This is a genomic window from Nonomuraea sp. NPDC005501 (genome assembly GCF_040605905.1).
Taxonomy (GTDB): Bacteria; Actinomycetota; Actinomycetes; order Streptosporangiales; family Streptosporangiaceae; genus Nonomuraea.
In genome coordinates this window covers 1-7484 of sequence record NZ_JBEXDT010000175.1, presented here as the reverse complement: position 1 = coordinate 7484, position 7484 = coordinate 1, and the positions used below count along the sequence as shown (strand labels likewise).

The following is a 7484-nucleotide window of genomic DNA, read 5'->3' as shown; positions in this document are numbered from 1 at the left end:
GAGGCGGTGTGCAGGTGCGGCGTGCCGCCCGCCAGGCCGTCGGCCGCGCACACGCCGGAGTAGACCGACAACCGGCTGACCGACGTGCCGCCGGGGAACGTCATGCCGGCGCCTCCCCCGCGAGCGCCGCCCGGCCGCGCCCGGCCAGCAGCGCGGTGCCCTCCTCGCCCCGGTCGCCGTCGGCCACCACGACCGCGTACCGGAAGCGCAGCGTCTCGCCGTCCGGCAGCTCCAGCTCCTCGCTGAAGAACGGCGCCGGGCACAGGCAGGCGAACTCCTCGGTGCGCGCGAACCACTGCGGCGGGTGCCGCGGGTTCGCGGTGTCGTCCACCATGACGATCGTGGAGTGGCCGCCGGTCCCGTCGTGCCGGCCGCGGAAGCCGAACCACTCGGCGCGGGTGCCGCGCAGCTCGTCGCCGCCGGCCCCGGCGGGCGACTGGATGACGCCTCCGGTGAACGATCTCGGGCCGCGCCAGAACAGGCCGCCGTAGCCGGCGTTCTCGCGGCCCTTCGTGGTCGGGGAGCCGAAGGCCAGCGGCGCGCCCGACACGTTCGTCATGGCCGTGTCGAACACCAGGGCCCACGTGGCGTCGTCGAGGACGGAGACCTCCAGCCCGCGCCGCTCCTCGATGACCGGGTCGCCGGCCTGCGAGGTCCAGGCGAGGGTGTGCCCGATCCCGGCCCGGTCGCCCTGCGCCGTCAGGGTGGTCATCTCCTGGTGGGTGGCGCTGCCGTTGTTGTCGAGCTGCACGTAGAACCGCCCGTGGACGTACGTCGGGCCGCCCCAGAAGTTGTGCTCGCCCACGTGCGGCAGCGACCAGGCGATGCCCTTGTGCCAGACGTGGTCGTGCGGCCGGAACAGTGACACCTCCGCGCCGCCGAGCGTGCGGATCGGGTGCAGGTACGGCTTCGGCGACTCCAGCACGGGCGTGTCGGGCCGGTAGACGTAGGTGAGAAGCTGGACGCCGCCCGCCGAGACGGCGACCGACCGGCCGAGAGCGTGGTCGACCTGAAGGGTCACGGGTTCCTCACCTTTTCCCAGGGTGTGCCCGTCCCGTCCATGCGTGGCGCGAACGGGTGATCGGGCGTGATCTGTCCACTGCGTACGCGCTCGCCGGTGAAGGCGGAGGCGTACAGGGCGGCGACGAACTCCATCGTCCGCCGGGCGTCGCCGACCGTGACCGGCGGCGCCTCGTCCCGGTCGAGGGCGTCGAGCACCGCCGCGAACCAGCCCTCGTGGCCGCTCGGCACGGTGGTGTGCTCGCGGTTCCACAGTGCGACGACGTCCTCGTGGCCGGGGGCCGGGGTGACGGTCCAGTCGTCGTCGGTGTAGCCGTACAGGTGCTCCACCTCGACGGTGGCGTGCTCGTAGTCGAAGCGCAGCTCGGAGGTCTGCCGCGGCGACACCACCGAGTTGACCACGGTGGCGACCGCGCCACTGTCGAAGGTGACCAGCGCCATCGACACGTCCTCGGTGTCGACGTCGCGGGCCCGGCGGGCGGCGACCGCGGTCACCTCGCTCCACGGCCCGAGCACGGAGAGCAGCAGGTCGAACTGGTGGATGCCGTGCCCCATGGTCGGCCCGCCGCCCTCCTTCTCCCATGTGCCGCGCCAGGGCACCGCGAAGTACGCCTCGTCGCGGTACCACTGGGTGGCGCAGGTGGCCAGCAACGGCCGGCCCAGCTCGCCGGCGCCGGCCAGGCGGCGCAGCCGTACGGCGCCCGCCCCGAAGCGGTGCTGCAGGACGGTCGCGACGTGCGCGGACGAGCGGCGCTCCGCCTCCACGAGCGTGTCCATCTCGGCGAGCGACAGCGTCGGCGGCTTCTCCACCAGCGCCGTCACCCCCGCTTCCAGGCACTCCAGCGCCAGCGGCGCGTGCAACTCGGGCGGGGTGCACAGGTGGACGAGGTCCACCTGCTCCTCGCGCAGCAGGTCGGTCAGGCTCGCGTGGACGCGGGGGATCTCCCACGTCCCGGCGAACGCCTCAGCTCGTTCGAGGTCCACGTCGACCGCGGCGGCGAGGTGTGCCCGGCCGCCCGAGCCGGTGACGGCGCGGGCGTGGGCGGTGGCGATCCCACCGGTGCCGACGATCGCGGACCGGTAGTTCCGTTGAGACAAGGTGAAGCTCCTGTGTGGGGTGGGCGTCAGGCGCCGTCGATCTCGGACTGCAGCTCGGTGATGAACGACTTGGCCGCCTGCTCGGGCGTCATCCGGTCGAACAGCACTTCCTCGGTGTGCCGCTTGATGATCGCCTCCAGGTTGCTGGCGCCGTTCGGGGTGACGCGCGGCGCGGTGCCGACCTTGAGGGTGTCGAGGTACTCGGCCGCGGCCTTGTCGGTCTCGGCCAGCTTGGGGGTGATGGCCGTCCGGATCCGCTTGTTGGCGGGCACGCCGCGGTCGGTCAGCAGGATGTTCGCCGCCTCCTCGTCGTTGGCGAGGAAGTCCACGAACAGCGCCGCCTCGGCCGGGTGCTTGCTGCGCGAGGAGATCGACCAGTACATGGACGACTTGTAGTAGGCGGCCGGGGACTTGGCCTGCGCCTCGCCGGGCAGTCTCAGCAGCTTCAGCTGCGACCCGCTGGCCGCGGTCAGCGAGGTGAGCTGGGTGTTCCACCAGGTGGCGAAGGCCGAGGTGTTGGTCGCCGTACCGGACTGGTCCAGCGCGGAGCCGGCCCGCTCGATGGTCACCGACGGCGGCGGGGTGACGCCCTGCTTGGCCAGGTCACGGATGTAGGTCCAGTAGGAGGTCAGCACCTCCGGCGGGACCGCCACCTTGCCGTCGGCGTCGAACAGGGCGGCGCCGGCCTGGCGGGCCCAGACGTTCAGGCCGCCCGCCTCGAAGCCGAGGGACTGGACGCCGCTGACCTTGCCGCCGCTGGCCTTCGACACCTCGGCGCCGACCGTCCTCAGGTCCTCCCACGACCAGCTCGCGTCGTCGGGCAGCTTGACCTTGTACGTGTCGAGCAGGCCGGTGTTGACCACCATCGCGTACGCGGACAGGCCGACGGGCAGCGCGTACTGCTTGCCCTTGACGACGCCGGTGTCCAGCGCGGACTTGTCGAAGTCGGCGGTCTTGAGGTTCTTGGCGGCCGTGCCCAGGTCGAGCAGCGCGCCGCGCTCGGCGTACGACGACAGGTACAGCTCGTCCATCTGGATGACGTCGGGCGCGTCGTTGGCGGCGACGGTGGTGGCCAGGCTCTCCCAGTAGCCGTTCCAGTCCTTGAACTCGCCCTTGACCGTGATGTTCGGGTGCTTCTTCTGGAACAGGTCGATGACCTGCTGGGTGCGCTTGTGCCGCTCGTCGGCGCCCCACCAGGTGAAGCGCAGGGTGACGGGCTTGTCCGACAGCTCCTGGCTCGCGGCGCCGCCGCCGCCGCAGGCGCCGAGCATGAGCACGGCCGCCGTGGCCAGTGCCGCCGCCCGGAGCGGGCGGCCGATGCGTGAGTCTCGCATGAGGGTTCCTTCGAGGGGGTCACTTGCCGCCGGTGGTCGCGATGCCCCGGATGAGGTACCGCTGGCCGACGAGGAAGGCGAGAAAGACGGGGGCCAGGGACACGACGCTCATCGCGAACATGGACCCCCAGGAGGTGGCGACCGTCGAGTCGACGAACGAGCGCAGCGCCACCGGGACGGTGTACATCTCCGGGTCGGTCAGGTAGATGAGCTGGCTGAAGAAGTCGTTCCACGTCCAGATGAAGGTGAAGATGACCGTGGTGGCGAGGGCCGGCAGCATGAGCGGCAGGATGATCCGCACGAAGATCCGCGGATGGCCGCAGCCGTCGATGCGGGCCGCCTCGTCCAGCTCGCGCGGCAGGCCGCGGATGAACTGCACCATGAGGAAGACGAAGAACGCGTCGGTGGCGAGGAACTTCGGCACCACCAGCGGGAGGAACGTGTTCACCCAGTCGAGCTGGGAGAACAGGATGTACTGCGGGACGATGATCACGTGGATCGGCAGCATGATGGTGCCGAGCATGATCGCGAACCACAGGCGCTTGCCGGTGAAGTCGAGCCGGGCGAAGGCGTAGGCCGCCATCGAGCACGACACCAGGTTGCCGATGATGCAGGCCAGCACGAGGATCGCGGAGTTGAGCAGGTAGTGGCCGAAGGGCGCGGTCAGCGCGTTCCAGCCCTCGGTGTAGTTCTGCGTCTGGAGGCTGTCGAGGACCAGGCCGGGGCGGCGGAAGATCTCGTTGTTGGGCCGCAGCGAGCTGACGACCATCCACAGCACCGGGTAGAGCATGACCAGCGCGAGCGCGATGAGGCCGGCGTGCTTGAGCACGGTGCGCACGGCGTGGCCGAGGTGGAGGGGGCGGCGGGGGTCAGTCATCGTAGACCACCCAGAACTTGGCGGCCCAGAAGTTGACCGCGGTGAACCCGGCGATGATCACCAGGAGCAGCCAGGCGAGCGCCGACGCGTAGCCCATGTCGAAGTTGCCGAATCCCCGCTGGTAGAGGTACAGGGTGTAGAAGAGCGTCGAGTTGGACGGCCCCCCGCTGCCGCCGGAGACCACGAACGCCTGGGTGAACGACTGGAACGCGTGGATGATCTGGAGCACGAGGTTGAAGAACACGATCGGTGACAGCAGCGGGATCGTGATCCGCCGGAACTGCGTCCACCTGCTCGCGCCGTCCGTGGCGGCGGCCTCGTAGTACATCACGGGGATCTGCCGCAGCCCCGCCAGGAAGATCACCATCGGCGCCCCGAACGTCCACACGTTGAGCACGATGAGCGTGGACAGGGCCGTCCCGGGGTCGGAGATCCACCCGCGCCCCTCCACGCCGAACACCCCGAGCACCTGGTTGAACAGGCCCTCCGCGCCGAAGATCTGCCGCCACAGGACGGCGATGGCGACGCTCGACCCGAGCAGCGACGGCAGGTAGAACGCCGACCGGTAGAAGGGCAGTCCGCGCAGCCCGCGGTCCAGCAGCAGCGCGAGGCCGAGGGCGCAGGCGAGCTGGAGCGGCACCGAGACGAGCACGTAGGTCAGCGTCACGCCGAGCGCCTTGTGCAGGCGGGTGTCGGCCAGCATGCGGGTGAAGTTGTCCAGGCCGTTGAAGACGGGCGGCTGGATCAGGTTGTAGTCGGTGAACCCGAGCACCAGGGACGCGGCGATCGGGCCCGCGGTGACGACCAGCAGGCCGACGAACCAGGGCGCCAGGAACAGGTAGGCGGCCTTGTTGTCCTTCCTGTCGCCGACCTTCCTGTCGCGACCGCCGGTGCCGTCCGCGCCGGTACGGCCCGCGCCGCCGCGTCCGCCGGAGAGGGTGCCGCCGCTGCCCTTGCGCATGCGCTGGAGCTCGCCGAGAGCGCTCATGCGGCCCTCCTCGACGTGATCATGGGGGAACCTCCTGCCACGGCGAGCGGGGGCGCTTCGCCGTTGGGAAAACGTATTCCGCAGTTTGCACGGCTGTTACAGCAGCGTCAAGAGTTGCTCCGGAGAGTGGCCCCAACCGGGCACTCCCGGACATAACACCCGGCAGGAACGCGGGTGCGGCGTGTGGACGGGCGCTTCGGCCGGCTAGCGGGTGCTCTCCCGGACGACGAGCTCCCCGCGTACGACCAGCCGCCGGAGCCGGGGCGTCCTGGCCAGCGCGAGGCGGATCGACAGCGCGCCGACCCGGGCGAGCGGCAGCGCCACGGTCGTCAGCCGGGGCGTCACGTCGCTCGCGAGCTGGATGTCGTCCACCCCCGTCACCGACACGTCCCCGGGAACGGCCACGCCGGCGGCCCGGAAAGCCGACAACGCGCCGATGGCGATGACGTCGTTGACGGCCAGGACCGCGTCCGTCCCGGCCATTCCCGAGGCGGCCAGCCGGGCCGCCGCGTCGAATCCGCCCTGACGGCTGACTTCGCATTCGACAATGCGAATGTCGCGCTCGTCGACGCCGCCTTCCCTGAGCCCTTGGACAATTCCGCCGACACGGGCCGACATGCTCATGCGCGCGTGATTTCCGGCGAATATCGCGACGCGCCGGTGGCCGGACCGCGCGGCGAACGCGCCGGCCGTGCGGCCCGCGCCGTGGTCGTCGAAGCCGATGGAGCTGAACGGCATGTCGGTGCCGCCGACGATGACGATCCGGCCGCCTTCGCGCTCGTAGGCGAGCAGCTCCTTCAGCAGCCGCCCGCCGAGCGCGCCGGCCTCGAAGCGGCTGGAGGTGAGGACGAGCGCGCGGGGGCGCAGCGCCCGGAGCTGCCGGACGGTGTCGAGCTGCCGCTCCGGCGTGGCGCGGGTCGAGGAGACCGTCACGAAGGCCCCGGCCATGCTGGCCCGGCGCTCCATGGCGGCCACGATGATGCCCATGGACGGGGTGGTGAGGTCGTCGGCGACCAGGGCGACGGAGTCGCTGCCGCGCCGCATCGCCCGCGCGGAGGCGTCCACCGTGTAGCGCAGGGCCGCGGCAGCCGCGAGGACGCGCGCCTCGTACTCGGGGGCGACCTTGCGGGAGCCGCCGCCCAGCACCCGGGAGGCGGTGGCCACCGAGACGCCGGCCGCCGCCGCCACGTCGTGCAGCGTGACCGTGGGTCTCGCCGCGTGGGGCATGCGCCGTCCCTCTCCTCCGCCTCGTGCCTCAGGCCGACGACGAACGATACTGGAACGCCCGGCGGCACGGGACATGGGCATCGGAATCGGCTCGTGGGCGGACCGGCGCGGCGAATGCGAAGGCCGCTTCCGCGCCCACGGTCACGTCTTTTCGGTAAAGACCCGGGAGGGCAGGAGGACGCCTTTCGGGTAAAGGCTCGGGAGAGGCGGGAGGACGCCTTTCGGGTAAAGGCTCACGGGCGGCGGACGGACGTTTCTCTCGCCATTCTCCCGGCGAAACTCCGGCCACCCGCCGCTACGGCGCCCGCCGGCACACACGACGATCACGACACCGCTCCGCGAGCACGCAACGCCCGCGGGTGCCCGTACCAGGTGCCGGGCCGGCTGCTCGGTCTGATCGCCCTGACCCCTTCACCCGCAAGATCTCAACAGGTATGGTCGGACCCGTACTCGAAGAAAAGTTTCACCCCTGGAGGGACAGTGGGCAAGAAGCTTCAGTTGCTGGCATTACCGGTGGCGGCCATCGCGCTGGCCACCCTGACCAGCAGCCCGGCCCAGGCGGCGGACGGCTACGACCGATGCCATGCCGGCTACTACTGCCTGTTCTCCGGCCTCGACGGCTCCGGCGACATCGTCGAGCTCAAGAGCGACACCCCCGACCTGGCCGCGCTGAACATGGCGAGCCGGTCCAAGTCCGACTGGAACCGCACGAGCTCGTACATCCACCTGTACTCCGGGGCGAACTACGGCGGCTGCTCGGCCGTGACCTCACCCGGCGGCAAGGGCAACTTCTACAGCGCCTTCCGTGACTTCTTCAACTCCGTCCGCGTCGGCGGCCCGAACGGCCCGGGCTGCGAGGTGACGCTCGCCCGCTCGGTCACCGACTCGCACGGCTGACCCCGCTCAAGACCAGGCCCGGCGGCGCGCGAGGGGTCACGCG

General features: G+C 71.0%; 7 protein-coding genes and 1 pseudogene. 1 reads left to right on the top strand and 7 read right to left on the bottom strand.

Annotated elements, in window-relative coordinates; genetic code table 11:
• The 7 genes and pseudogenes from ABZS51_RS41630 to ABZS51_RS41600 form a co-directional block, all read right to left on the bottom strand.
• Positions 1–104 (bottom strand): annotated as a pseudogene (locus ABZS51_RS41630) (cupin); the annotation flags it as partial.
• Positions 101–1021, bottom strand: a complete 921-nt coding sequence (locus ABZS51_RS41625) for a PmoA family protein (protein WP_355453563.1) — start codon at positions 1019–1021, stop codon at positions 101–103. The pseudogene ABZS51_RS41630 and the gene ABZS51_RS41625, both read right to left, overlap by 4 nt.
• Positions 1018–2118, bottom strand: coding sequence for a Gfo/Idh/MocA family oxidoreductase (locus ABZS51_RS41620; RefSeq protein WP_355453560.1), 1101 nt, complete (start codon positions 2116–2118; stop codon positions 1018–1020). Before ABZS51_RS41620 ends, ABZS51_RS41625 begins: the two co-directional genes overlap by 4 nt.
• 26 nt (positions 2119–2144) lie before the next feature.
• The gene (locus ABZS51_RS41615) at positions 2145–3452 is read right to left on the bottom strand and encodes an extracellular solute-binding protein (RefSeq protein ID WP_355453557.1); all 1308 of its coding nucleotides are present in this window, start codon (positions 3450–3452) and stop codon (positions 2145–2147) included.
• A 19-nt stretch (positions 3453–3471) separates the two neighbouring features.
• Positions 3472–4329 (bottom strand): carbohydrate ABC transporter permease, encoded by an 858-nt coding sequence (locus tag ABZS51_RS41610; protein ID WP_310710220.1) that lies wholly within the window; start codon positions 4327–4329, stop codon positions 3472–3474.
• On the bottom strand, positions 4322–5317 hold the full coding sequence (locus ABZS51_RS41605) for a sugar ABC transporter permease (RefSeq protein WP_355453554.1): 996 nt from the start codon (positions 5315–5317) through the stop codon (positions 4322–4324). The genes ABZS51_RS41610 and ABZS51_RS41605 overlap by 8 nt, the downstream gene beginning before the upstream one ends.
• Positions 5318–5521: 204 nt before the next feature.
• Positions 5522–6544, bottom strand: coding sequence for a LacI family DNA-binding transcriptional regulator (locus tag ABZS51_RS41600; RefSeq protein WP_355453551.1), 1023 nt, complete (start codon positions 6542–6544; stop codon positions 5522–5524).
• Positions 6545–7024: 480 nt separating this feature from the next.
• Here ABZS51_RS41600 and ABZS51_RS41595 point away from each other — a divergent pair, with 480 nt between their 5' ends.
• On the top strand, positions 7025–7441 hold the full coding sequence (locus ABZS51_RS41595; RefSeq protein ID WP_355453548.1) for a peptidase inhibitor family I36 protein: 417 nt from the start codon (positions 7025–7027) through the stop codon (positions 7439–7441).
• Positions 7442–7484: the final 43 nt, after the last annotated feature.

What these genes read in the sequence shown, in the direction of transcription:
- ABZS51_RS41615 (WP_355453557.1), bottom strand. Translation starts at nt 3,452, where the DNA reads ATGCGAGACTCACGCATCGGCCGCCCGCTCCGGGCGGCGGCACTGGCC.
- ABZS51_RS41610 (WP_310710220.1), bottom strand. Translation starts at nt 4,329, where the DNA reads ATGACTGACCCCCGCCGCCCCCTCCACCTCGGCCACGCCGTGCGCACC.
- ABZS51_RS41605 (WP_355453554.1), bottom strand. Translation starts at nt 5,317, where the DNA reads ATGAGCGCTCTCGGCGAGCTCCAGCGCATGCGCAAGGGCAGCGGCGGC.
- ABZS51_RS41600 (WP_355453551.1), bottom strand. Translation starts at nt 6,544, where the DNA reads ATGCCCCACGCGGCGAGACCCACGGTCACGCTGCACGACGTGGCGGCG.